Origin of the sequence: Geothrix fermentans DSM 14018 (genome assembly GCF_000428885.1) — a bacterium.
In the GTDB taxonomy this organism is placed as follows: domain Bacteria; phylum Acidobacteriota; class Holophagae; order Holophagales; family Holophagaceae; genus Geothrix; species Geothrix fermentans.
In genome coordinates this window covers 394,979-418,376 of sequence record NZ_KE386810.1, presented here as the reverse complement: position 1 = coordinate 418,376, position 23,398 = coordinate 394,979, and the positions used below count along the sequence as shown (strand labels likewise).

General features: G+C 69.6%; 19 protein-coding genes and 1 other RNA gene. 15 read left to right on the top strand and 5 right to left on the bottom strand.

Annotation, left to right across the window (positions count from 1 at the left end):
• Positions 1–45 precede the first annotated feature (45 nt).
• On the top strand, positions 46–861 hold the full coding sequence (locus G398_RS0112425) for a hypothetical protein (RefSeq protein ID WP_026853818.1): 816 nt from the start codon (positions 46–48) through the stop codon (positions 859–861).
• A 28-nt stretch (positions 862–889) separates the two neighbouring features.
• Here G398_RS0112425 and G398_RS0112420 read toward each other — a convergent pair whose 3' ends face one another.
• Positions 890–1,792, bottom strand: a complete 903-nt coding sequence (locus tag G398_RS0112420; protein ID WP_026853817.1) for a bifunctional enoyl-CoA hydratase/phosphate acetyltransferase — start codon at positions 1,790–1,792, stop codon at positions 890–892.
• Between the two features lie 61 nt (positions 1,793–1,853).
• Here G398_RS0112420 and G398_RS0112415 point away from each other — a divergent pair, with 61 nt between their 5' ends.
• Genes G398_RS0112415 through G398_RS0112405 form a run of 3 tightly spaced genes read left to right on the top strand, consistent with a single transcriptional unit; the run spans position 1,854 to position 3,441 of the window.
• A complete protein-coding gene (locus G398_RS0112415; RefSeq protein WP_026853816.1) occupies positions 1,854–2,210 on the top strand; it encodes a TfoX/Sxy family protein in 357 nt (118 codons plus the stop codon).
• 5 nt (positions 2,211–2,215) lie between these two features.
• On the top strand, positions 2,216–2,737 hold the full coding sequence (locus G398_RS0112410) for a GNAT family N-acetyltransferase (RefSeq protein ID WP_026853815.1): 522 nt from the start codon (positions 2,216–2,218) through the stop codon (positions 2,735–2,737).
• Positions 2,734–3,441, top strand: coding sequence for a 16S rRNA (uracil(1498)-N(3))-methyltransferase (locus tag G398_RS0112405; protein WP_026853814.1), 708 nt, complete (start codon positions 2,734–2,736; stop codon positions 3,439–3,441). Before G398_RS0112410 ends, G398_RS0112405 begins: the two co-directional genes overlap by 4 nt.
• Positions 3,442–3,660: 219 nt before the next feature.
• Here G398_RS0112405 and ilvA read toward each other — a convergent pair whose 3' ends face one another.
• The gene (ilvA, locus tag G398_RS0112400; RefSeq protein ID WP_026853813.1) at positions 3,661–5,199 is read right to left on the bottom strand and encodes a threonine ammonia-lyase, biosynthetic; all 1,539 of its coding nucleotides are present in this window, start codon (positions 5,197–5,199) and stop codon (positions 3,661–3,663) included.
• A gap of 276 nt (positions 5,200–5,475) precedes the next feature.
• Here ilvA and G398_RS0112395 point away from each other — a divergent pair, with 276 nt between their 5' ends.
• From G398_RS0112395 to G398_RS0112380, 4 genes are all read left to right on the top strand, one after another.
• Entirely contained in the window at positions 5,476–8,694 is a 3,219-nt protein-coding gene (locus G398_RS0112395) for a S41 family peptidase (RefSeq protein ID WP_026853812.1), read from the top strand.
• A 137-nt stretch (positions 8,695–8,831) separates the two neighbouring features.
• The gene (locus G398_RS19860) at positions 8,832–9,506 is read left to right on the top strand and encodes a cytochrome c oxidase assembly factor Coa1 family protein (protein ID WP_052571916.1); all 675 of its coding nucleotides are present in this window, start codon (positions 8,832–8,834) and stop codon (positions 9,504–9,506) included.
• 31 nt (positions 9,507–9,537) lie between these two features.
• Positions 9,538–9,960 carry a PaaI family thioesterase gene (locus G398_RS0112385; RefSeq protein ID WP_026853811.1) on the top strand — a complete coding sequence of 141 codons (423 nt, stop codon included), beginning with the start codon at positions 9,538–9,540 and terminating at the stop codon, positions 9,958–9,960.
• 13 nt (positions 9,961–9,973) lie between these two features.
• Positions 9,974–10,204 (top strand): cysteine-rich CWC family protein, encoded by a 231-nt coding sequence (locus G398_RS0112380; protein ID WP_052571915.1) that lies wholly within the window; start codon positions 9,974–9,976, stop codon positions 10,202–10,204.
• A 482-nt stretch (positions 10,205–10,686) separates the two neighbouring features.
• Here the strand turns inward: G398_RS0112380 and G398_RS18310 are convergent, their stop codons facing one another.
• A complete protein-coding gene (locus G398_RS18310) occupies positions 10,687–11,835 on the bottom strand; it encodes a M29 family metallopeptidase (RefSeq protein WP_052571914.1) in 1,149 nt (382 codons plus the stop codon).
• Positions 11,836–11,943: 108 nt separating this feature from the next.
• Between G398_RS18310 and mtgA the strand changes: the two genes are divergently transcribed.
• Positions 11,944–12,672: a monofunctional biosynthetic peptidoglycan transglycosylase gene (gene mtgA / locus G398_RS0112370; protein WP_026853809.1), complete on the top strand. Its 729-nt coding sequence runs from the start codon at positions 11,944–11,946 to the stop codon at positions 12,670–12,672.
• Positions 12,673–12,678: 6 nt separating this feature from the next.
• On the opposite strand, the gene G398_RS22040 is transcribed toward mtgA, so the two are convergent.
• Positions 12,679–15,729, bottom strand: a complete 3,051-nt coding sequence (locus tag G398_RS22040) for a ligand-binding sensor domain-containing diguanylate cyclase (protein ID WP_043484919.1) — start codon at positions 15,727–15,729, stop codon at positions 12,679–12,681.
• 177 nt (positions 15,730–15,906) lie between these two features.
• On the opposite strand from G398_RS22040, the gene G398_RS0112360 reads away from it, so the two are divergent.
• From G398_RS0112360 to nudC, 5 genes are all read left to right on the top strand, one after another.
• Positions 15,907–16,896, top strand: a complete 990-nt coding sequence (locus G398_RS0112360; RefSeq protein WP_026853808.1) for a malate dehydrogenase — start codon at positions 15,907–15,909, stop codon at positions 16,894–16,896.
• Positions 16,897–17,000: 104 nt separating this feature from the next.
• Complete coding sequence (locus tag G398_RS0112355) at positions 17,001–17,219, top strand: hypothetical protein (RefSeq protein WP_026853807.1); 219 nt, start codon at positions 17,001–17,003, stop codon at positions 17,217–17,219.
• Positions 17,220–17,281: 62 nt separating this feature from the next.
• Positions 17,282–17,551, top strand: a complete 270-nt coding sequence (locus G398_RS0112350; RefSeq protein WP_026853806.1) for a MoaD/ThiS family protein — start codon at positions 17,282–17,284, stop codon at positions 17,549–17,551.
• 1 nt (position 17,552) lies between these two features.
• Positions 17,553–18,659, top strand: a complete 1,107-nt coding sequence (locus tag G398_RS0112345) for a sialidase family protein (RefSeq protein ID WP_026853805.1) — start codon at positions 17,553–17,555, stop codon at positions 18,657–18,659.
• Between the two features lie 29 nt (positions 18,660–18,688).
• Positions 18,689–19,450, top strand: a complete 762-nt coding sequence (gene nudC, locus G398_RS0112340; RefSeq protein ID WP_169720665.1) for an NAD(+) diphosphatase — start codon at positions 18,689–18,691, stop codon at positions 19,448–19,450.
• 93 nt (positions 19,451–19,543) lie between these two features.
• On the opposite strand, the gene G398_RS0112335 is transcribed toward nudC, so the two are convergent.
• Complete coding sequence (locus tag G398_RS0112335; protein ID WP_026853803.1) at positions 19,544–22,948, bottom strand: adenosylcobalamin-dependent ribonucleoside-diphosphate reductase; 3,405 nt, start codon at positions 22,946–22,948, stop codon at positions 19,544–19,546.
• A gap of 284 nt (positions 22,949–23,232) precedes the next feature.
• Between G398_RS0112335 and ffs the strand changes: the two genes are divergently transcribed.
• Positions 23,233–23,328: signal recognition particle sRNA small type (ffs, locus tag G398_RS20470), an RNA gene on the top strand.
• Positions 23,329–23,398 lie beyond the last annotated feature (70 nt).

The window sequence follows — 23,398 nt, the reverse complement described above, 5'->3', positions numbered from 1 at the left end:
ACTGGGATCATCCACGCCACGAAACCTGGAACCCCGGAGGGCCCCTTGAGCCGCCGCCTCGCCCCGATCGTCCTCACCCTCCTGGCCGTCGCCGCCTGGGGACCCGCCCTCCACGCCGCGGCGCCCAAGGCCGTGGCCGACACAGAGAGCGTGCTCCGCCCCGCCCGCGCCGCCTACGTGAACCTGGCCGGGAAGGGCTTCGGCCGCTACCGCTTCGTCGCCACGCCGGACTGGGCCGCCATGCTGGCGGAACAGGAGAAGACGAACCCGGAGGGCTACCGGGCGGCCCTGGACCTCTTCGCGAAGGTCCGGTTCGACGTGCGGGTGGGCCCCCAGGGAGACGCCCAGGTCTCGCACAACACCGTGGACAGCCCGAACCCCCAGACCACCGCGGGGCTGAACCAGGTCTACAGCGGCATGGAACAGACCCTCACGGGCTTCTTCCAGACCTGGACCCCCTTCATGGTGAACACGCCGTTCCCGCCGGAGGGCGCCGCTTCCAAGGTGCAGGATGCCGGCACCCACTACCTGGTGGACTGGGAGGAGACGGGCGACGTCAAGGTGCACCTCCAGATGGACCGGTCCTTCGCCATCACCACCATGAAGGTGAAGAGCCCGGCCTTCGACTCCACCATCCGTCCCACCTTCGAGCGCCAGAAAGGCGGCCTGGTGCTGGCGGGCTACGACGCCGAGTTCGTGTCCACGGCCTCGTCCATGCGGCTGAAGGTCCTGATCAGCAACAAGGCCATCCAGGACCTGCCGCTCCCGGTGGCCCTGGATCTCAGCGTCTGGATGGGGGCCGCGGCCAAGCAGCAGATCCTCATGACCTTCTCGGAGCTGAACCTCGAGAAGAAGAAGTAGCCGGTCAGGGAGAAGAAGGGATGGCAGGTCAGGCCAGCAGCGCCGCCAGGGCGATGGAGCTGAGCTTGGTCCTGGCGGTGTCGCCGCGGCTGCTGAGGACGCAGGGCACCTTGGCGCCGGCCACCACGGCGGCGATCTCGGCGCCGCCCAGCTTGGTGCCCGCCTTGTAGAAGGTGTTGCCCGCCTCCAGGTTGGGGAAGAGCAGGCAGTCCGCGTCGCCGGCCACGGGGCCGGTCATGCCCTTGATCCGGGCCGACTCGGGATCGATGGCGCCGTCGAGGGCCATGGGGCCGTCCACCAGGGCGCCCTTGATCTGGCCCCGGTCGGCCATCTTCGAGAGCAGCGCCGCCTCGGCGCTGGCGCGCATCTTGGGCTGCACCTGCTCGGAGGCCGCCAGCACGGCGACCTTGGGGGTCTCGATGCCCAGGGCCTTGGCGGTCTTCACGAGGTAGCCGAGGATGGCCACCTTCTCCTTGAACTCCGGCTCGGGGATCACGGCCACGTCGCCCGCGATGAGCAGCCTGGGATGGCCCGGGTGCTCCATCACGGTCACGTGGCTGAGGATGGCGCCGGGATCCAGCAGGCCCTGCTCCTTGTTCAGGATGGCCTTCATGTACTTCTCGGTGCTGAGCAGGCCCTTCATCAGCAGGTCCGCCTCACCGAACCGCACCATGGCCACGGCCTTGTCCGCCGCATCCGTGTCCGTGGCGGCGTGGACCATGCGGAAGCGCTCCTTCGGCATGCCGTGTTCGCCGCAGACCTGCACCATCACGGGCTCGTCGCCCACGAGAATGGCTTCCACCAGACCCGCCTCCACGGCGGCGTTCACCGCCTCCAGGGTGTGGGCGTCGTTGGCCCAGGCCACCACCAGGCGCTTGCGGGGGCGGTCCTTCACGGCGCGGAGCAGGTCGTCGAGGGTGTTGATCCGCATGGAGGATCCTGTGAAAACGCCGGGCGTCCCGGCGGTGCCGCGAGGAGAGTACCATGGCGCCATGGCCGTTTCCGTGAGCTTCCGCACATACCTCCTGGAGCAGATGGGGCAGATCCGCCCCGTGGACTCCCGGCGGATGTTCGGCGGTCTCTGCTTCTTCGCCGACGGCCGTGCCTTCGCCCTGGCCGCGAATGACACGCTCTACTTCAAGACGGACGACACGAACCGTCCCGATTTCGAAGCGGCGGGCATGGGCCCCTTCATGCCCTTCGGCGATCCCGCGCGGCCGATGCAGTACTACGAGCTGCCCGTGGACGTGCTGGAAGACCCGGACCAGCTCGGGATCTGGATGGGCAAGGCCATCGCCGTGGCCGCCCGCGCCAAGACCAGAACCCGCTCCAACCCCAAGCGAAAGTAGTCCTCATGCCCACGACCACCATCCGTCCCGCCACGCCAGAAGATGCGACCGTCCTCGCAGACCTGGGCATCCGCACGTTCCGCGAGACCTTCGAGGCCGTCAGCTCCCCCGAAAACCTGGCCGCCTTCCTGGCTGGAGCCTACGGCGAAGCCATCCAGCGGGCGGAGCTGGCGGACCCCGCCCGGCCCGCCCGGGTCCTGGAGCTGGACGGCGTGCCCTGCGGCTTCCTCCAGCTGCGTCTGGGCCACCGCGAGCCCGGCGTTCCCGGCGAGCGTCCCGTGGAGCTGCAGCGCATCTACGTGCTGAGCGCGGCCCAGGGCGGGGGCCGCGGCGCGGCGCTGATGGCGGAGGCAGTGGCGATGGCGCGCGCCTGGGGCGCGGACACCCTCTGGCTCGGCGTGTGGGAGAACAACCACAGGGCCCTGGCCTTCTATGCCCGCAGCGGCTTCCGCGAGGTGGGCGAGCATGTCTTCAGGATCGGTGACCAGGTGGACCGCGACCTGCTCCTGGCCATGGACCTGCCTTGAACCTGGTGCTGCTGCTGCCGGAAGACCTGACGGCTCCGGACCGGGCCCGCCTCACGGGGCGGCGCCTGGCCCATGTCCGGGAGGTCCATCGCGCGGCGGTGGGCGACGAGCTGGCCGTGGGCCTGCTGGGCGGCAAGATGGGCCGGGGCCGGGTGCTGCGCCTGGATGAGGAGGCCCTCGACCTGGAGCTGAGGCTGGACCAGGCACCGCCGCCCAAGCTGCCGTTGACGCTGCTGATCGCGGTGCCGCGGCCCAAGGTGCTGAACCGCGTGGTGGCCGCCGCCGCCAGCCTCGGTGCCAGCCGCATCGTCCTGCTGAACGCCTGGAAGGTGGAGAAGGCTTACTGGGCCAGCCCGAGGATGAAGCCCGAAAACCTCCGCGAGCAGCTGATCCTGGGCCTGGAGCAGGCCAAGGACACCGTACTGCCCGAGCTGCGCCTGGCGCGGCTCTTCCGCCCCTTCGTGGAGGATGCGCTGCCGGGCCTGCTGGCAGGTGGCACGGGCCTCATGGCCCACCCCGGCACGGGGGCCCCGGTTCCGAAGGTCCTGACGGCCCCCATCACCCTCGCCATCGGCCCGGAGGGAGGCTGGGTGGAGGCCGAGGTGCAGAGCCTCCTCAGGGCGGGCCTGAAGCCGCTCGACCTCGGCCCCCGCATCCTCCGCACCGAGACCGCCCTGGCGGCCCTGGTGGGGAAGCTGTTCTGATCAGTTGTTTCTCTCCTGGGAGCAGAAAAGCCTCCACGATGGGCGCGAAGGGAAAGCCAAGGGCGCGAAGGCAGGCGTCAATACCCATGGGACTGAGCCCGGGACCTCTCCAGTTGACCTGAGGCAACAGGGCCTTTGATGCGTACCCCTTCGTGAGCTTATTCGGCCCGCAGGGCCTCTTCGTGCCCTTCGTGGAGAGCCTTGAGGCTCAGGGATCCTTCAACCCAGAAACAGCCGGTAGGCCGGGTTGTCGCTCTCGTCCACGAACGGATAGCCCAGCCCGTCCAGGAAGGCCTGGAAGGTGGCCTGGTCCTGTGGAGGGACCTGGATGCCCGCCAGGACGCGGCCGTAGTCGGCGCCGTGGTTGCGGTAGTGGAAGAGGGAGATGTTCCAGCCGCGGCTCATGCGCTCCAGGAAGCGGAGCAGGGCGCCGGGGCGCTCGGGGAACTCGAAGCGGTAGAGCCGCTCATGGGTGGCCCGGGGCGCATGGCCACCCACCAGGTGGCGGACGTGGAGTTTCGCCATCTCGTTGTCGCTCAGGTCCTGCGCCTCCAGACCCTCCGCCCGCAAGCGGACCAGGAGGGGCTCGATCTCCGAGCGGTCGGCCACCTGGAGGCCCACGAAGATGTGCGCCCGCTCCGGATCCGCCAGCCGGTAGTTGAATTCGGTGATGGCGCGGGCGCCGATGAGCTCGCAGAAGGCCTTGAAGCTGCCGGGCCGCTCGGGGATGGTGACGGCGAGGATGGCCTCGCGCTTCTCGCCCAGTTCCGCCTGCTCGGCCACGAAGCGGAGGAGGTCGAAGTTGGCGTTGGCCCCAGAGAGGATGGCCACCAGGTTGCCCCCGGCGGGATCCGCGCCCTCCCGGGCCGCCCAGGCCTTGAGCCCCGCCAGGGCCAGGGCCCCGGAGGGTTCCAGGATGGAGCGGTTCTCCTCGAAGACATCCTTGATGGCCGCGCAGATCTCGTCCGTGTCCACCCGCACCATCTCGTCCACGTACTGCCGGCACAGCTCGAAGGGCAGGGCGCCCACCTGGCTGACGGCCACGCCGTCTGCGAAGAGGCCCACCCGCTCCAGCTTCACGCGCCGGCCCGCGGCCAGGGAGCGGCTCAGGGCGTCCGCGTCCACGGGCTCCACGCCGACGATCCGGATCTCCGGACGGAGCCGCTTGAGGTAGGCGGCGATGCCCGCGATGAGCCCGCCGCCGCCCACGGGCACGAAGACCGCCCGCAGGTCCCGGGGCATCTGGCGCAGCAGCTCCAGGCCGATGGTGCCCTGGCCCGCGATCACGTCGGGGTCGTCGTAGGGGTGGATGTAGACCTTGCCCTCGGCGGCCATGAGGGCCTGGGAATGGGCATAGGCCTCGTCGAAGGAGTCACCGTGGAGGACCACCTTCGCGCCGTGGCGGCGGACGGCGTCCACCTTGATGCGGGGTGTGGTCACAGGCATGACGATCACGGCGTCGCAGCCCAGCTTGCGTGCGGCCAGGGCCACCCCCTGGGCGTGGTTGCCCGCGGAGGCGGCGATGACGCCCCGGGCCCGCTCGGCCGGATCCAGCTGGGCGATCTTGTTGTAGGCGCCCCGCAGCTTGAAGGAGAACACCGGCTGGAGGTCCTCCCGCTTCAGCCACACGGGGCGGCCCACCCGGCTGGACAGGCGCGGCGCGGGCTCGAGGGGGGACTCGATGGCCACATCGTAGACCAGGGCCGTGAGGATCCGTTCGAGGAGATCCTGGGGAGGATGGACCGTGTCTGGACTCATGGGTGCTCCGGCATAAAGAAGAACCCCCCGACCTTGCGGTGCGGGGGGCTTGGAATCGTGGATCGGATCCGGCCTATGCCCCCTCGCGCGACGGAATCATCGCGATGGCGGCGGTAATGATGAGGGCGGAACCGGTGCGGGACATGGGAAGCCTGTTGGAAGGTCAAATTAGCATCAACCCCCAGGTATCACAAGGCGATTCACGATTTCTGACCCAGGCGGTGGCGGTTTCATCGCAAGACGATGTATGGTGGTCAACCCCCACCGGAGTCTTTGATGCCCTTCCGTGCTTCCGCCGTGCTTCTCGTGGCCTGCGCCCTCGTGGCCCAGGATCGCGCGCCCCGCTTCGTCAGCTCGCCGGATGTGCGCGGGGAGCGGGTGGTGTTCACCTGGGAGGACGATCTCTGGCTCGGCTCCCTCAGCGGCGGCCCCGCCCGGCGCCTGACCACCCACCCGGGTCTGGAGACCGCGGCCCGCTTCAGTCCCGACGGCCGGTGGATCGCCTTCAGCGCCCAGTACGACGGGGCCACTGAGGCCTACGTCATGCCCGCCGGGGGCGGCGCGCCGAAGCGCCTCACCTGGACCGGATACGTTGCGGTACAGGGCTGGACGCCGGACAGCCGCCAGGTGGTCGTCAAGGCCCTCGGCGGGCATGACCGCCGCCCCATCGAGCGGCTCTTCACCGTGGATCTCGAGGGGCACGAACCCATCGCCCTCGCGGTTCCCCGGGCCGTCCAGGGCACCCTGTCGCCGGATGGCCAGCGCCTCGCCTACAGCTCCAAGGGGCATGTCGAGTACTACTGGAAGCGCTACAAGGGCGGGCTACGCCAGGACCTGTGGCTGGCGGATCTGAAGACCGGGACCTTCACGGAGCTGACGGACTATGTGGGCCGCAACGGCGCCCCCATCTGGGCCGGCGGCCGGGTGCTCTTCGAGTCCGACCGCGCCGCCAGCGGCATCACCAACCTCTACGCCGTGGACCCCGCCACCAAGGCCGTTGAGCAGCTCACGGACCTCAAGGATTTCGACGCCCAGCAGCCCAGCACGGACGGCCGTACGGTCGTCTTCGTGCAGGGTGGTCACCTCCAGGCCCTCGATCTGGCCACGAAGGCCGTCCATCCCGTGCCCGTCACCACCGCCAGCGACGGCTGGAAGGCCGCGCCCCGGCCCGTGAACCCCAAGGACTGGATCCAGGCCATGAGCCTGACGGGCGGCACGGCCGTCTTCGAGGCCCGGGGCGAGGTCTTCCTCCTGCCCACGGATGCGACGAAGCCGGCCAGGAACCTCACGCAGACGCCCGGTGTGCGCGAGCGCATGCCCCGGCTCTCGCCCGACGGCAGGCGCGTGGCCTACTTCAGCGATGCCAGCGGGGGCTACGACCTCTACGTGCAGCCCGCGGACGGCGGCGCGGCGGAGCGCATCCCCACGGGTCTGAACACCACCCTCTACCACCTGGAGTGGAGCCCGGACGGCACCAAGCTCCTCTTCGGCGACAAGAGCTTCGCCATCTACGTCATCGACGTGGCCACGAAGAAGCTCACCAAGATCGACGAGTTCCACGACCTGAAGAACGACCAGTTCACCTGGGAGGTGAGCGACTACGCCTGGGCGCCGGACTCCCAGTGGGTGGCCTACTCGGTGGTGGAGCCCAGCCGCAACGGCCGCATCGTCCTCTTCAACCTGGCCACGAAGCAGAAGGTGGCCCTCACGGATGGCTTCTACGACTGCGTCAACCCCCGGTTCGACCAGGACGGCAGCACCCTCTACTTCCTGAGCTACAGCAACTTCCATGTGAAGCTCGACCCCAGCCAGGACAACCACATCCAGTCCGCGCCCGTGCAGGTCATGGCCGTGAAGCTGAGGGCCGGCGAGGAGAAGGGCGGGGCCTCGTCCTCCGCTTCCGGCGCCTTCCGCATCGACGTGGCGGGCCTCTCGGACCGCATCGCGCCCCTGCCCGTGAAGCCGGGCAACCTCTTCCACCTCAAGGCGGGCAAGGGCCTGGTGGGCTGGAGCGAGGTCGAGGGCTGGGACGACAATGTGGTGGAGGAGTTCTACACGCCCCGCGGCGCCGACAAGTGGAAGCTGCACCTCTACGACGCCTCCGCCAAGAAGGACAAGGAGGTGGTGCTGACGGACGCCATCAGCGACTGGACGTTCGATGCCGAGGGCAGGCGCCTGCTCCTCCGCAAGGGCCCCAATTTCCATGCGGGCGACGCCGCGACGGTGTTCACCACCAAGGCCCTGCCGGAGAAGCTAGATCTGGAACGGATGACCATGACCGTCGATCCCCGGGCCGAATGGAAGCAGATCTTCGAGGACACCTGGCGCTGGTACCGGGACTTCTTCTGGTCCCCCAGCATGAACGGCAACGACTGGAACGCCATCGGCGCCAAGTTCCGCGCCTGGCTGCCGGAGCTGAACTCCCGCCAGGAGCTGAACTGGATGCTGAGCCAGATGGTGGGCGAGCTGAATGTCAGCCACACCTACGTCTCCGGAGGCGACCCCGGTCCCGGCCGGCCCCTGCCGAGCCCGGTCTACACGGGCCAGCTGGGCGCCGACTTCCGCGCCGAGAACGGCCTCTACCGCTTCGCCAAGGTGTACGGCCCCACGGCCTATGCCCGCGACCTCAAGGCCCCCCTGGCCAACCCCGCGCCCCTGGTGAAGGAGGGGGACTACCTGCTGGCGGTGGACGGCAGGCCGTTGAAGGCGCCCGAGGCCATCGGCGCCCGCCTCCAGGTCATCAAGGGGCAGAAGATCATGCTGACAGTGAACGCGAAGCCCACCATGGACGGCGCCCGCACCGTCGAGGTGGAGCCCCTCCCCCAGGACCGGGAGCTGCGCTACGAGCGCTGGGTGGCGGACAACATCGCGGCCGTGGACAAGGCCTCGGGCGGCCAGCTGGGCTACATGCACCTCACGGCCATGGGCGACCAGAACATCGGCCAGTTCGACAAGTACTGGCGGGCCTTCCGCTACAAGAAGGGCATCGTCATCGATGTGCGGGGCAATGGCGGCGGCTGGACCGAGTTCTTCATGATCGACAAGCTGGAGCGCAAGCAGGTGGGCTTCAATGTCCTGCGCGGCATGGGCCCCTTCCGCTACCCCGGCACCGCCAGCGACGGCCGCTACGTCTTCCTCACCAACGAGCAGAACGGCAGCGACGGTGAGGCCTTCCTCGAGCACGTGAAGGCCCGCAAGCTGGGCCCCATCGTGGGCGTGCCCAGCTGGGGCGGCCTCGTCGGCATCATCAACACCCAGTTCACCCTGGACGGCGGCCGCGTGGAGCAGAGCAACAACGGCTTCTACGGCCGCGAAGGGAAGTGGTGGGTGGAGAACCACGGCGCCGACCCCGACCTCACCGTGGAGAACGACCCCGCCAGCCTCATGCAGGGCCACGACCGCCAGCTCGAGGTGGGCATCGAGACCTTGCTGAAGCAGCTCAAGGAGAGCCCGACGCCGAGCTTCCCGGAGGTGCCGGCGTATCCGAAGCGGTGAGAGGCATTCTGGGCGGCTGAACAAAAGGAGCACCGCCAAGGCGCCAGGAAAGACAAAGCAAGCCGGAGAGGGGCGGGGATGGGAGAGTGGTGCCCATCACCGCCCATCACTGTTCACCACCAAATTTCGAGGGTGGCATGCATTTTCTCGAGATTTCAGGCTGCATCCTGGCGCTTCTCTGTCTGTGGGTTCTGCCCATCTGGCTCGGCTTGAAGGCCGCCCGGCGGAACCATCGCTCGCCGCATTGGATGTGGTTCGGCGTTCACCCGTTCGGGGCGTGGATCGCGTTCCTGGTGCTTCAGTTCGCCGCCCCGCTGAAGGCCTGCTCCCAGTGCGGGGAGCGGGTCAAGTCCCACGCCAGGATCTGCCCGTACTGCACCACGCCGTTCGAGGAGGCACTCCCGGCGCCGGCGCCTGCTGCCAGGAAGAAGCGATGGCTGTTCCTCGGCGGACTGGCCGCCGCCGGGGCGGTGGGGATCGCCGGCTTCCTCCTTTTCACGCTGGGCATGGTGGAATCCGCCTTCAAGGGCTCCGGGGCCTACCAGCAAGCCATCCAGAAGGCAGCCGCGGACCCGCGCGTGGTGCAGCTTCTCGGTTCTCCCGTCCAGGGGGGAGGTCCCGTCGGAGGTTCCATCAGCACCCGTGGCGACGCCTCGGGAGAAGCCGATATGTCCATCCCGATCAGCGGGCCGAACGGAGAGGCCCGACTCTATGCCTCCGGCAAGCTGCACGCGGGGGTCTGGACCTGGCAGACCCTCGAGGTGGATCCCAAACAGGGGCAACCCCGCATCAATCTGCTCACCAGCCATTGAACTGCCGGCGCCAGTCCAGGACCATCGAACCATGACCAACCTCCAGGATCGGATCACCACCAGCTTCCAGGCCCAGGGCCTGATGGCGACGCTCGGGGCGGAGCTGGCCCTGGTCTCGGAGGGGGAGGTGCACATCGCGCTGCCGTTCTCGGGGCGGCTGGCGCAGCAGCACGGGTATGTCCATGCCGGGGCCATCGCCAGCATCCTCGACAGCGCCTGTGGGTACGCGGCCCTGACGAAGGCGCCGCCAGGCTGCGAGGTGGTCACCGCCGAGTTCAAGATCAACCTCCTGCGGCCCGCCCTCGGCGAGCGCTTCCTGGCCATCGGGCGGGTGCAGAATGCGGGCCGGTCCCTCACGGTCTGCACCGGCGAGGTCCAGGCCTTCTCCGGGCCTGAAGCCGCTCCGAAGGTGGTGGCGATCATGCAGGCGACCATCGCCACCCTGCGCCCCTGATGCGGCCCCAGCGATGCCCCTCGACTACCACCGACTGAACGACGCCCAACGGCAGACCTGTCCCCTCTGCGGCGGGCCGAACGGCTGCGTGCCCTCTGCCTGCGGGAACCTCGAGGCCCCCTGCTGGTGCACCACCGTCACCTTCAACCCGGTCTCGCTGGCCCGGGTCCCGGAGGAACTCCGCAACGTCGTCTGCCTCTGCCGCCGCTGCGCCGAGATACCTCCGGGTGACCGGCAGATCTAGAAAATAAAACCTGCTTATTCGGCCAAGCTCAGCCCCATGTTCGCAAGATGAAAGGCTGGAGCCGGAGATGACGGAGAAACGGCCTCGGGTCCACAGATTTGCACAGATTGAAAAACGGGGCTGCGGCTGATTTGGGGGTGCAGCTTCGCAAGCGTGGGCTCCATGGGGGGCGCCAGGGTCGCGCCCTTTTTGGGGTGCGCGGCCCTGGCGCCCCCCATGACCTCCGGCAACGCCGGAGGCCGCCTTCGGCGGGCCCACGCATGGTGGGTCGAGCCCCCTCCGCGCTCTCCGTGCGCCCGAAGGGCGGTCTCTGCGCCCTCTGCGTTCCGCTTTTCTGGCTGAGGCTCGCCGATAATCAGGAAATAAAAAAGGTCACCACCAAGGCACCAGGACACCAAGAAATGCAAAAGGAAATGTTTTCGTAGTTCTTGGTGTTTTGGTGGTGAATCCTTGATTCTTCCGAATGAGGACGTTTGCTGGGATCAGAACCCCACGGCGTACTCCCCGTTCCGCATGAGCGCCACTGCGGACCCATCGGCCATCCGGAGGTCCACGGAGGCCACCTTCACGTCGGGTTGGGTCTCGGGGACGTAGACGCGGTCGATGTGGATGACGGCCTCGGGGCCGCTGAAGTCCTTGGGGCCCACCTGGCCGCCGAAGTGGTCGCTACGGCCGAAGGCGAGGTGGAGGCCCAGCTTCTCGTCCAGGAGGATCTCGCCGATGGGCTTCACGCCGAAGGCGGCCAGCACGCCCAGCCCCAGCTCCGCCAGGTTGCCGTAGGCGGGCTCCTGGGCGAGGTGGGTGGCCTCCTCCCGGGACCTGGGGCCATCGCTGATCACCTCCAGGGCCTTGTTGCCTTCCATGCGGTAGCGCACGATCTCGTCGCCGAACTGCACGGGCATGACGCCGGCCGTGCGGCTGGGATTGCCCTCGCGCTCGCCCTCGTAGGGCACGATGTAGGCCTCGCCCGAGGGCAGGTTGCCCGCCACGCCGGGCGCGGGCAGCAAGCCGCCGGAGGCGTGGCCCGTGCGGTTGCGCAGATCCACGTGCAGCTCGCAGGGGCCGGCGGGGGTGGCGAAGCGGAAGTTCGCGCCCTCGGCCCGGTCCAGCAGGTCCTTCAGGAGGTTCACGCGGCGGTTCACCTCCGTGTAGTCCAGGCGCAGGGCGGGGATCATGTCCTCGCGGAAGCCGGGCATGGTGGCGGCGCGGATGGGCTGCGTCTTCGCCGCCAGCTTGAGGGGCGCCGTGGCGGAGAACTTGGTGAGGGCGATGAGGATGGGGTGACCGGCATAGAGGTCCGCGAAGCGGATGGACGTCGCGGGATCCAGGGATTCCACCGAAGGCAGGGGGCCGCCCGCGTGGAACCAGGCCCGCTCCGGCAGATCGCCGTTGTTGGTGTGCACGTTGGGGTACACCACCAGGTGCGTCTCCAGCCCCAGCTCGGCGCGGTGGGCATTCAGCTCGGTCGTCCAGGCCCGCGCGATCTCCCGGCGGGCGGCCCAGCTGGGGTCATCGGGAACCTTGGCGTCCGGCAGGTCCACCAGGATGGCCAGGGCCTTCTCCCCGGGCCGGGGCTGGAACACCCGCCGCACCAGCGCCACCAGTTCAGGTCCCGTCAGGGCTTCGCGCATGCCGTCCTCCGCCTGCGAGGATGCCACAGCGGCCCCGGGCCCCGATTCCTTTTCCCATCCCGGAATCGCGGAGGCGATTCCGGGCCCTGGGGCTGGCATCCTGGAGGGATGGCGAAGAAGAAGCGCGGCTGGGGCGGACGGATCCTGGTGGTCCTGGGCTGGGTGGCGGGCCTGTTCCTGGGGCTCAGCCTGCTCCTGGTGCTGGTGTTCCGCTGGGTGCCAGTGCCGGTGTCGGCCCTCATGGTGCAGCGCCGGGTGGAATCCTGGGGCAGCGGCAAGCCCTACGTCTCGCGCCACCGCTGGGTGCCCCTGGAGGACATCTCGCCCAGCCTGGGCGCGGCGGTGATCGCCGCCGAGGACCAGAACTTCCCGGACCACTTCGGCTTCGACTGGGAGGCCATCGAGAAGGCCATCCAGCACAACGAGCACAGCCGCCGGAAGCGGGGCGCGTCCACGGTCTCCCAGCAGACGGCCAAGAACCTCTTCCTCTGGAACACGCGCTCCTGGGCCCGGAAAGGCGCCGAAGCCTGGTTCACGCTGATGATCGAGCTGGGCTGGTCGAAGAAGCGGATCCTCGAGGTCTACCTGAACATCGTGGAGTTCGGAGACGGCGTCTATGGCGCCGAGGCCGCCGCCCGCACCTACTTCGGGAAGCCCGCCAAGCGGCTCACGCCCGGCGAGGCGGCCCTGTTGGCCGCGGTGCTGCCCAACCCGCGCAAGTTCCGCGCGAACGCCCCCAGCGACTACATCCGGGGACGTCAGGCCTGGATCCTGGGCCAGATGCGCCAGCTGGGCGGGGAGCAGATGGTGAAGGAGATGGAGGCCAAGGCCTTCTAGCCGCGCCTAGTGCCAGACCAGGTCCCCCTCGCGGGGGCTGTGGCGCAGGTGCACGGTGCCGGCCTGGGCGCAGAGGGCGGGACCCTGGTCGAAGCGCTGGGCCAGGCCCTCGGGGAGGCCCGCGCGGGCGGCAACGCCCACCCAGCCGTCGCGTCCGGAGCGCTTGGCGGCGTAGAGGCAGCGATCCGCCACGCGCACCTGGTCCTCCCAGGAGGCCGCCTCCAGGTGGTCCGCCTGGAAGGGGAAGAGCGAGAAGCCGATGGAGCAGGTGATGGCCACGGGCTGTCCGGTCCCGAGCTCGAAGGCGTGCTCCCGGATGGCCTGGTGGAGGCGGGCCACGACCGTGGCCGCGCCGTCGAGGTCCGAGGTGTGGCCGACGAAGAGGATCTCCTCGCCGCCCCACCGGATGAGGAAGTCGGATTCGCGGGCCTCGCGGCGGAGGATGTCCGCCACCTGCTTCAGGGCCAGGTCCCCGGCGGCGTGGCTCCAGGTGTCGTTCACGCGCTTGAAGTGGTCCAGGTCGATCATGGCGAAGACGAGGCAGGCTTCGCTGGGGCTGTGCTCCATGGCCAGGTGGTCGCGCTGGGCGCGCAGGACGAGGGCGAGGACCGGGGGCAGCTCCTCCTCCAGGTAGCGCCGGTTCCGCAGGCCGGTGAGGGGGTCCGTGGTGGAGATGGTGGCCAGGGCCAGGTTGCTCAGCTCCAGGGCCTCCGTCCGCTGGTAGACCAGGACCTTCAGTTCCTCGTTGCGCTTCTCCAGAAGGCGCAGCCGCCAGCGGAAGGCGCCCAGGCCCGCGCAGACCGCCAGCCCCGCCCAGACGGGCCAGGCCCACCAGCGCAGCCACCAGGGGCGCAGCACGCGGAACGCGGCGGAGGCGACCGGCCCGGCGCCGCCGTCCTCGATGAGGGCGCGGACCTCCAGGCGGTAGGTGCCGGGGGAGAGGGCCGAGTAGCGCAGGTCCCGGGTGCCGATGTCCACCCAGTCCTCGTCCAGGCCCACGAGGCGGGACTGGAAGCGGATCCGGCCCTCGTGCTCGAAGGTGAGGGATGTGAACTGGGCGGAGAGGGTGCGGTCGCCGTAGGGCACGGCGCCCAGGTCCACGGGGCCCGTGAAGGCGTGCTCCCACAGGCGCGATCCCAGGCGGAAGGAGATGAAGCGGGCCTCGGGCAGGCGCTGGGCCCGGGGACCCGGTTCGGGACGGTGGTGGAGCAGGCCCGCCGTGGAGCCGAACCACACGCCGCCGTCGGCGTCCACCCAGGTGGAGAAGGGATTGCAGTCCGTGCTGGTGAGGCCGTCCTCCCGCCGGAAGAGGTGGTGCTCCCGCCCCTGCACGCACTGGACACCCCGGGGGCCGCCCACCCACAGGCGCCCGGAGGCGTCGGAGGCTAGGCTGTAGACCGAGTCGCTGGCGAGGCCCTCCTTCCGGATCCAGTGGCGCAGGACCTTGGGAGCATCGCCCCGCAGATCCATCAGCGTGAGGCCCAGGGGCTCCCGGTAGGCCACCCAGGCGGTGCCGTCGGGAAGGGGGGCCAGGGCCGCGAGGGGAGCGGGATGGAGCCCGATCTCCCGGCCCCAGAGCTGCCACCGGCCCTGGTCCAGGCGCGCCAGGCCCCGGTCCGTGGCGACCCAGAGGCGGCCCTGGCCGTCCTCGTGCAGGGCGGTGATGGCCTCCGGGGCCGGGGATCCGGGCAGCTCCACTTGGTGGAAGGCCGCCCGGCCGCCGGGGTCCGAGACCCGCCAGAGGCCCGCGCGGGTGGTGCCCACCCACAGGTCCCCGGCGCGATCGAAGGCCAGCGCCACCGGCACGGCCAGGTTCGGGGAAGGCGGCAGGGGGATGCGGGTCAGCCGGGCGCGGTCCGGACTGATGCGGATCAGGAAGGGGTGTTCGCCGGCCCCCCAAATGGAGCCGTCCGGGCCCTCCTTCAGGGTGTAGAGCACCAGATCCGCCCCGGGTGGGTAGGGCGTCAGGCCGCTGGCATCCAGACTGGCGAGTCCGCCGGCGGTGGCGATCCAGAGCAGGCCGGTGCGGTCGCGCAGCAGGCCCCAGACGTTGTCCGCAGGCAGGCCATCCAGCCGCGTGAAGTTTTCCCAGGCGCCGCTGCCCTGGAGCCGGTGCAGGCCCAGGCTGGCCACCCAGAGGTTGCCGGAGCGGTCCACGAAGGCCTGGTTGGCCCAGCCCGAGGGCAGGCCCCGGCGCTCGTCCAGGAGCCTCCAGGCCCGGTCCGTCAGGTGGAGGAGCCCCTTGACGGTGGGGACGAACACGCCGTCGCCGCCGTCCGCGGCGAGGGTTTCCTCGTACACGCTCACGGCCAGGGAGGGGAGGCCCAGGGCCGGCGGCCCCAGGCGCGTGCCCCCGGGGGCGAGCACCCGGAGCTGGCTGGAGGTGCGGATCCAGAGGGTGTCGGAGGGGACCTTGAGGAGGTCCTTCACGGGCTCCGCCGGCAGGCCCTCGGCGGCCGCCCAGGCACGCCAGGCCCCCCTCCCGTCCCGGTGGTGGAGGACCGCCGTGCCGCCCACCCAGAGTCCCTCGCCATCCAGGGCGAGGGCATGGGCCGGGCCGCCGGGCCAGCCTCGGGCGGGCGTGAAACGGAGGGTCCCATCGGGGCTCACGAACAGCCCGGATTCGGCGGCGACCCAGAGGCGGCCCTGGGCGTCGCCCAGGATGCGGTGGATCTGGGCGGAGGCCAGGGGATCGCCGGCCTCCGGGGTCCGGATCCGGCCATCCTTCAGCAGGCAGAGGCCGGCGCGGGTGCCGATCCACAGGCCGCCGTCGCCGCTGGGCCAGAAGGCGCGCACCCAGGCGGAAGGCAGGCCCTCGGGCAGGCTCCAGAGCCGGAAACCCGAGCCATCGAAGCGGTAGGCGCCGCCCTCGGTGCCGATCCAGAGGAAGCCCTCGGCATCCTGGGTCAGGGTGGTGATGCTGGTGTGTTCCAGGCCTTCGGTGGGTCCGTAGCTCCGGAAGACCATGCGCCCGGACCCTGGGAGGCCCGCGGCGGAGCCCGCCAGCGCGAGGCTGGCCAGCAGGAGGGTCAGGAAGAAGCGGAGGAGGGGGCGCATGGTTCGGTCAGATTCCATCCTATCGGAGGATGAACCACGGAACTTTCCTATTGGTGCGGAAGCGGTGGATTCTTCCATGAGGCTGACAAGATGAGGGATCTAGATCACGGATTCCCGGCCGGTGGGGTTTCACCCCGGGGGCGAGGTATAGAATGAGCCATCTTCCAGGAGGATCGCATGAAGCCCCCCGTTCGCGTGGCCGTCACCGGCGCAGCCGGTCAGATCGGATACAGCCTGCTCTTCCGCATCGCCAGCGGCGCGATGCTGGGCGAGGACCAGCCTGTGATCCTCCAGCTCCTGGAGATCACCCCGGCCCTGAAGGCGCTGAACGGCGTGGTCATGGAGCTCAAGGACTGCGCCTTCCCTCTGCTGGCGGGCGTCGTCACCTCCGATGACCCCAAGGTCGCCTTCAAGGATGCGGATTATGCGCTACTCGTGGGCGCCCTGCCGCGCAAGGCCGGCATGGAGCGCAGCGACCTGCTCTCCGCCAACGGCGGCATCTTCAAGCCCCAGGGCGAGGCCCTGAGCGAAGTGGCCAGCCGCAACGTGAAGGTGCTGGTGGTCGGCAACCCCGCCAACACCAACGCCCTGATCGCGCTCTCCAACGCGCCCAAGCTCAAGCCCAGCCAGTTCCACGCCATGGTGCGCCTGGACCACAACCGCGCCATCTCCCAGCTGGCGGAGAAGACCGGCAAGCCCGTCACCGCCATCAAGAAGATGACCATCTGGGGCAACCACAGCACCACGCAGTTCCCGGACCTCTACCACGCCGAGGTGGAGGGCAAGAACGCCCACGCCCTGGTCAATGACCACGAGTGGTACGAGAAGACCTTCATCCCCACCGTCGCCAAGCGCGGCGCCGCCATCATCGAGGCCCGCGGCCTCAGCAGCGCCGCCAGCGCCGCCAACGCCGCCATCGACCACATGCGCTCCTGGGCGCTGGGCACCGCCGAGGGCGACTGGACCAGCATGGCCTTCCCCTCCGACGGCAGCTACGGCGTGCCCGAGGGCCTGGTCTACGGCTACCCCGTCACCGTGAAGAACGGCCAGGTGGAGATCGTGAAGGGCCTGGAGATCAACGAATTCAGCCGCGCCAAGATGGACGCCACGGCCAAGGAGCTCGAAGAGGAGCGCCAGGCCGTGAAGCAGCTGGGCCTCGTCAAGTAGGGGCGCCCTTTCCGGAGAGCGCAGGGGGAGCGATCCCCCTGCGCTTTTTTGCAATGGCAGGTCCAGGTCCGGAACCTATGCTTGGCTTGAGCCGGAGGTGGACCATGATCGAACAGGTCGAACGGCGCAAGAAGTCCTGGAGCAGGATCGTCGGCGTGGAGCGCCGCGCCGCGCCTCTCCACCAGCTGGACGGACATCCCCTGCCGGACCCCACGCGGCTCGAAGACGAGGAGTTCGACGAGGCCCAGGCCCAGCTCGCGGAGGCGAAGAAACGGGCCCAGGCGCACCGGGAACGCTGGGATGATTCCGATCGTTTCGACTAGGAACTCGCTGTCTTGACAGCCAGGTGCCCTTGGGGGAAAGTGTCCGGGCCTCCAGGATCGCCATGTCCCGAGTCGCATTCACAAGAAACCTCCAGCGCCACGTGGCCTGCCCGCCCTGCACGGTGGAGGGCGCCACGGTGCAGGAGAGCCTGGAAGCCGCCTTCGCCCTGTATCCGAGGCTCCGCGGCTACGTGCTGGACGAGCACGGGGCCCTGAGGTTCCACATGGCGGTCTTCGTGGATGGCGTCCCCGTCGCGGATCGCCGGGGACTCACGGATCCCGTGTCCGCGGCCAGCGAGATCTACGTCATGCAGACTCTTTCCGGAGGCTGAGATGGACCAGCTGCTGATCTCCACCCGCAAGGGGCTCTTCTCCGCCCGCAGGACAGCCCGGGGCGTCTGGGATCTCGAGGCGGTCTCCTTCCTGGGGGACAACGTCTCCCTGGCCATGCAGGATCCCCGCGACGGGACCTGGTACGCGGCCCTGGACCACGGCCACTTCGGCGCCAAGCTGCACCGCTCGAAAGACCGCGGGGCCACCTGGGAGGAGATCGGCGTGCCGGCCTACCCCACCCCGCCGGAGGGCCATGTCGAAAGGGACTTCCTGGGCCGGGAGATCCCCTGGCGCCTCATGCGCTTCTGGTGCCTGACGCCGGGGCTGGCGTCCCAGCCGGGCCTGCTCTGGGCCGGAACCCTGCCGGGCGGCCTCTTCTGGAGCGAAGACCTGGGCGCCACCTGGCAGATGGTGGAGGCCCTCTGGAACATGCCGGAGCGCCGCAAGTGGGCCGGCGGCGGCGCCGACGTGCCGGGCATCCACTCGGTCGTCGTGGATCCCCGGGACGGAAACCATGTGGTGGTGGCCGTCTCCAGCGGCGGTGTGTGGCACACCCGGGACTGCGGAAAGACCTGGAGCGCCCACACCAAGGGCATGCGCGCCGACTACGCGCCGCCGGAGCTGGTGGAGGCGCCGGAATCCCAGGATCCCCACCGCATGGTGCAGTGCCCCGGCGCGCCGGACACCTGGTGGATCCAGCACCACAACGGCATCTTCCGCAGCACGGACGGCGCCATGACCTGGACCGAGATCACCGATGTGAAGCCCTCGGTCTTCGGCTTCCCCGTGGTGGTGCATCCCAAGGACCCCGACACCGCGTGGTTCGTGCCGGCCATCAAGGATGAGCGCCGCATCCCCGCCGAGGGCCGCGTGGTGGTGAACCGCACCCGCGACGGCGGCCGCACCTTCGAGACCTTGGAGCGGGGCCTGCCCAGATCCTGGGCCTACGACCTGGTGTACCGTCACGCCCTCGATCTGGACACCACCGGCGAGCGCTTGGCCTTCGGTTCCACCACGGGCTCGGTGTGGATCAGCGAGAACCAGGGCGACGACTGGATCACCCTCGCCGAGCACCTGCCGCCCGTACACGCCGTGCTGTTCGTGTAGGTCGAACCGTATCCGGTAGCATGGGGTTCATGGACGGACGCAGGTTCATCTTCCAGGGCGACCGGCTGTGGCTTCCCTTGGAGGAAGGGCCCCGGGAGCCCGGAGTACCGCTCGAGCCCCAGGCCTGCCTTCGCCTGCCCGAAGGCCATGTGGCCCTGCGGGTGGCCGAGGACCACCCGCGGCCGGAAGGCGTGGAGGCCCTCGGGTTGCGGGACGCCTTTCCGCGCATGGACACCGGGGATTGGGCGCGGGCCGGGCGGGCCTACCAGTGGCTGGAGTGGGAGGCGGGCCACCGGTTCTGCGGCGCCTGCGCCACGGCCCTGGAACCCTGCGAGGGACACGGGCGGCGCTGCCCGGCCTGCGGCCGGACGGTGTTCCCCTCGAATGCCACGGCCATCATCGTGCTCATCCAGCGCGGGGCGGGGACCGTGCGCGAACTGGCCCTGGCGCGTTCGCCCCACTTCAAGCCCGGCGTGTACAGCGCCATCGCGGGCTTCACAGAGCCCGGCGAGTCCCTGGAGCAGGCCGTCCAGCGGGAGGTGGCCGAGGAACTGGGCATCACGGTCCAGAACCTGCGCTATTTCGGCAGCCAGCCCTGGCCCTTCCCCAATGGCCTCATGGTGGCCTTCACCGCCGAGCACCTGGAGGGTGAGCTTCGCCCCGATCCGGCCGAGCTGGAGGACGCCCGCTGGTTCAGCCTCGACGACCTCCCCCCGCTTCCCGCCCCCCTCAGTATCGCGCGCTGGATGATCGATGCGGCCGTGGCGGAGAGCCAGCGCCGTACTACCTGAAGAGAGGAAACCCCGAAGACGGGAAGACCACGAGGTGAATCAGGCGTTCCTCCTCGTGGTCTTCCCGTCTTCGGGGTGGATCTGATCCTCGGATCAGCTGCAGCCGGTGGTCGCGCCGCAGGTCTGGCACTTCATGCAGGCGCCGTTGCGGACGAGGGTGAGGTGGCCGCACTCGGGGCAGGGGTCGCCGGTGTAGCCCTTCTCGCGGGCGGCCTGGGCGGCGCTGACGGCCGCGCGTGCGCCCACCAGGACAGGCTGGAGGGTGGGCTGCACGGGGGCAGGGGCGGCGGCCGGCGCGGCGCCCGTGGCCTCGGCCTCGGGGAAGGGCAGGGGCGTGCCCGTGGGCAGGCTGGGCAGGGCGGCGGCGAGGCCGGGGGCCTGGCTGCCGGGGCGCAGGCCCGTGGCGGCGTTCACGATCTGATCGGGCTCCACGTGGGCCAGGTCGTAGCGGCCCAGGTAGCTGATGGCCAGCTCGCGGAAGACGAAGTCGATGATGCTGGTGCTCATCTTGATCGTGTCGCTGCCGGAGACCATGCCACCGGGCTCGAAGCGGGTGAAGAGGAAGGCGTCGCAGAACTCTTCGAGCGGCACGCCGTGCTGGAGGCCCATGCTCACGGCGATGGCGAAGCAGTTGAGCACGGCCCGGAAGGCGGCGCCCTCCTTGTGGATGTCGAGGAAGATCTCGCCGAGGCTGCCGTCCTCGTATTCGCCGGTGCGGAGGTAGAGCTTGGTGCCGCCCACGGTGGCCGCCTGGGTGTAGCCGCCGCGGCGGTTGGGCATGCGGCGCCGGTAGGTGCGCACCAGCTGCTGCGTGAGGGCCTGGGCCACGGCGGGGGCCTTCTCCGCCGCGGTGGCGGACTCGTCGAGCAGGGTGTCGGCGCCGTCCAGCAGGTCCAGGTTCGTCGCCATGGCCTGGCTCATCTTGGAGCCGTCGCGGTAGAGGGCCACGGCCTTGAGCATGAGGTGCCAGCTGGCGTCGTAGATCTTCCCGATCTCGGTGACCGTGGCCTCGGCGGGCAGGTTGATGGTCTTGCTGATGGCGCCGCTGAGGAAGGGCTGGGCCGCGCCCATCATCTTCAGGTGGCCCATGGGGGCGATGTAGCGCCTGCCTGTGCGTCCGCAGCGGTTGGCGCAGTCGAAGATGGCGAGGTGCTCGTCCTTGAGGTGGGGCGCGCCTTCGACGGTCATGGTGCCGGCCAGGGCCAGCAGGAAGGTGTCCACCTGCTCGGCGCTGAAGCCGCCCTTCAGCCGCGCCACGTCGATGGCGAAGGCGGGATCGAAGGCGGTGGGGAGCTTCTGCTCGACGGCGGCGATCTCCTCCTCCGCCCAGCCGGCCCCCTTCAGCATGCCGCGGGTGATGCCGGGCGTCTCGTCGGTGATCTCCTGCCAGCCCACCACGTGGCGCACGATCTCCTGGATCTGCGAGGGCGCGTAGCCCAGGCGGGCGAGGGCTTCGGGGATGGCGCTGTTCACGAGCTTGAAGTAGCCGCCGCCGGCCAGCTTCTTGAACTTCACCAGGGCGAAGTCGGGCTCGACGCCGGTGGTGTCGCAGTCCATGAGCAGGCCGATGGTGCCCGTGGGCGCCAGCACCGTCACCTGGGCGTTGCGGTAGCCCCACTGCTCGCCGTAGGTGAGGGCCGTGTCCCAGCTCTCGCGAGCGGCCTCGACGATGCGCTTGGGCACGCCGGTGCCCTTGAGCCCCTGGGGCCGGATGGACAGCTGCTCGTACTCTGAGTCCGGGGCGTTGTAGGCGGCGCGGCGGTGGTTCCGGATGACACGCAGCATCTGGGCGGCATTCTTCTGGTAGCCCGGGAAGGGGCCGTGCTCATGGGCCATCTCGGCGCTGGCGGCGTAGGCGTCGCCGGTGAGGATGGCCGTCAGGGCCGCGCACCACTGGGTGCCCTCGGCGCTGTCGTAGGGGATGCCCATGCGCATGAGCATGGCGCCCAGGTTGGCGTAGCCGAGGCCCAGGGTGCGGAAGTCGTAGCTGCGCTGCGCGATGGCCTCGCTGGGGAACTGGGCCATGAGCACGCTGATCTCGAGGACCACTGTCCAGAGGCGGATGGCGTGGCGGTAGCCCACCAGGTCGAAGCCGCCATCGTCCGTGAGGAAGGTGCACAGGTTCAGGGAGGCCAGGTTGCAGGCGGTGTCATCCAGGAACATGTACTCGGAGCAGGGGTTGCTCGCGTTGATGGGCCCGTCCTCGGGGCAGGTGTGCCAGTCGTTGATGGTGGTGTCGAACTGGATGCCGGGATCGGCGCAGGCCCAGGCGGCCTTGTTCACCTTCTCCCAGAGGTCCCGGGCCCGGAGCTTCTTGCTGGTCTTGCCGTCAATGCGGCGCTTCAGCTCCCAGTCGCCGTCCATCTCCATGGCGCGCATGAACGCGTCGGGCACCCGCACGGAGTTGTTGGAGTTCATGCCGCCCACGGTGTAGTAGGCGTCGCCGTCCCAGGAGGTGTCGTAGCCCTTGAGGTCGCGCTCGAAGTCGCCCTCGGCCAGGCGGCCCAGGCACTGGGTGAGGAAAGCGGCGGGCACGCCCTCGCGTTTGGCCCGGGCCAGGGCCTTGCGCAGGGGCTCGTTGGTCTTGGGGTCGGCGTCCTTCGAGGTGGAGCCTTCCACGGCCTGGCAGAGGGCGTCCCAGTGGCGGCGCACCACGGCGCTGCCGGCGGCCATCATGGCGACCTTACGCTCCTCGGTCACCTTCCAGTCGATGAAGGCCTCGATGTCGGGGTGGTCCAGGTCGAGGCAGACCATCTTGGCGGCGCGGCGGGTGGTGCCGCCGCTCTTGATGGCGCCGGCGGCGCGGTCGCCCACGGCCAGGAAGCTCATCAAGCCGGAGCTGCGGCCGCCGCCGGAGAGGGGCTCCTCCGAGCCGCGCACCTTGGAGAAGTTCGTGCCTGTGCCGGAGCCGTACTTGAAGATGCGGGCCTCGCGGGTCCACAGGTCCATGATGCCGCCCTCGTTCACGAGGTCGTCGGCCACGCTCTGGATGAAGCAGGCGTGGGGCTGGGGCCGCTCATAGGCCGAGGTGGACCTCATCATCTGGCCGGTCTTGGGATCCACATAGCTGTGGCCCTGGGCCGGGCCGGCGATGCCGTACGCGAAGTGCAGGCCCGTGTTGAACCACTGCGGCGAGTTCGGCGCGCACATCTGGTCGGCGAGCATGTAGGTGAGCTCGTCGTAGAAGGCCTGGGCGTCGTCGGCGGAGTCGAAGTAGCCGTGGGTCTCGCCCCAGTGCCGCCAGCAGCCCGCCAGCCGGTGGAAGACCTGGCGCGCGTCCTTCTCCCCGCCGTTCTGGGCGTCGATGCCCTTCCGGCGGAAGTACTTCTGGGCCAGGATGTCCACGGCCACCTGGGACCAGGCCTCGGGGACCATCACGTCCTTGGCCTCGAAGACCACGGTGCCGTCGAGCTTGGAGATCCGGCTCGTCCGGGGGACGAAGCGGAAGCCTTCCAGGGGGTCGTGGCCTGCCTTGGTGAAGTGGCGGGAGATCTTCATGGGTGCGGTCCTGGGTAGGGGGGTGGAGGACGGTCGGGGTGGGGACCCATCCGCTTGAGGCGCACGAACCTGCCCCTTCCGTGGAGGGGGTTTGATGGGAAACCTCAAGGGGTTGTGCCGGGAGAAAAGGATGGCCCCAACATGTAGGGGTGTCAAGGGTCCAGCACCGGATTTTTCCAGCGATTAAAAAACCCCATGAAATCCGGCACTTCGAGGGCCGGTGCGCCTCCGCGCAGGGGCCTTACCCTGGCGCGGCACACCCTTTGCGGGCTACCCTGGAGGCAAGCCGGGCCCCATGCATCGGGGTGCGATGAACCGGGTCAGGTCGGAAGAAGCAGCCCTAAGTCGTTCCCCCGAGTGCCGTGGTCAGCCCGGCCCCTTTGCGCCTGCGCGCAAAGGGGCCGGGCTGACCATCGCTCAGGCTGCGCCTTCGCGAGTCGGCACTGGCCT

Bases quoted from the DNA above. Each gene is read 5' to 3' on its own strand.
- G398_RS22040 (WP_043484919.1), bottom strand. From the start codon at position 15,729: ATGCGCCCCCTCCTCCGCTTCTTCCTGACCCTCCTGCTGGCCAGCCTC.
- mtgA (WP_026853809.1), top strand. From the start codon at position 11,944: ATGGCGAAGAAGAAGCGCGGCTGGGGCGGACGGATCCTGGTGGTCCTG.
- G398_RS0112395 (WP_026853812.1), top strand. From the start codon at position 5,476: ATGCCCTTCCGTGCTTCCGCCGTGCTTCTCGTGGCCTGCGCCCTCGTG.
- ilvA (WP_026853813.1), bottom strand. From the start codon at position 5,199: ATGAGTCCAGACACGGTCCATCCTCCCCAGGATCTCCTCGAACGGATC.
- G398_RS0112350 (WP_026853806.1), top strand. From the start codon at position 17,282: ATGTCCCGAGTCGCATTCACAAGAAACCTCCAGCGCCACGTGGCCTGC.
- nudC (WP_169720665.1), top strand. From the start codon at position 18,689: ATGGACGGACGCAGGTTCATCTTCCAGGGCGACCGGCTGTGGCTTCCC.
- G398_RS19860 (WP_052571916.1), top strand. From the start codon at position 8,832: ATGCATTTTCTCGAGATTTCAGGCTGCATCCTGGCGCTTCTCTGTCTG.
- G398_RS0112345 (WP_026853805.1), top strand. From the start codon at position 17,553: ATGGACCAGCTGCTGATCTCCACCCGCAAGGGGCTCTTCTCCGCCCGC.
- G398_RS0112415 (WP_026853816.1), top strand. From the start codon at position 1,854: ATGGCCGTTTCCGTGAGCTTCCGCACATACCTCCTGGAGCAGATGGGG.
- G398_RS0112335 (WP_026853803.1), bottom strand. From the start codon at position 22,948: ATGAAGATCTCCCGCCACTTCACCAAGGCAGGCCACGACCCCCTGGAA.
- G398_RS0112410 (WP_026853815.1), top strand. From the start codon at position 2,216: ATGCCCACGACCACCATCCGTCCCGCCACGCCAGAAGATGCGACCGTC.
- G398_RS0112355 (WP_026853807.1), top strand. From the start codon at position 17,001: ATGATCGAACAGGTCGAACGGCGCAAGAAGTCCTGGAGCAGGATCGTC.
- G398_RS0112360 (WP_026853808.1), top strand. From the start codon at position 15,907: ATGAAGCCCCCCGTTCGCGTGGCCGTCACCGGCGCAGCCGGTCAGATC.
- G398_RS0112420 (WP_026853817.1), bottom strand. From the start codon at position 1,792: ATGCGGATCAACACCCTCGACGACCTGCTCCGCGCCGTGAAGGACCGC.
- G398_RS0112380 (WP_052571915.1), top strand. From the start codon at position 9,974: ATGCCCCTCGACTACCACCGACTGAACGACGCCCAACGGCAGACCTGT.
- G398_RS0112385 (WP_026853811.1), top strand. From the start codon at position 9,538: ATGACCAACCTCCAGGATCGGATCACCACCAGCTTCCAGGCCCAGGGC.
- G398_RS18310 (WP_052571914.1), bottom strand. From the start codon at position 11,835: ATGCGCGAAGCCCTGACGGGACCTGAACTGGTGGCGCTGGTGCGGCGG.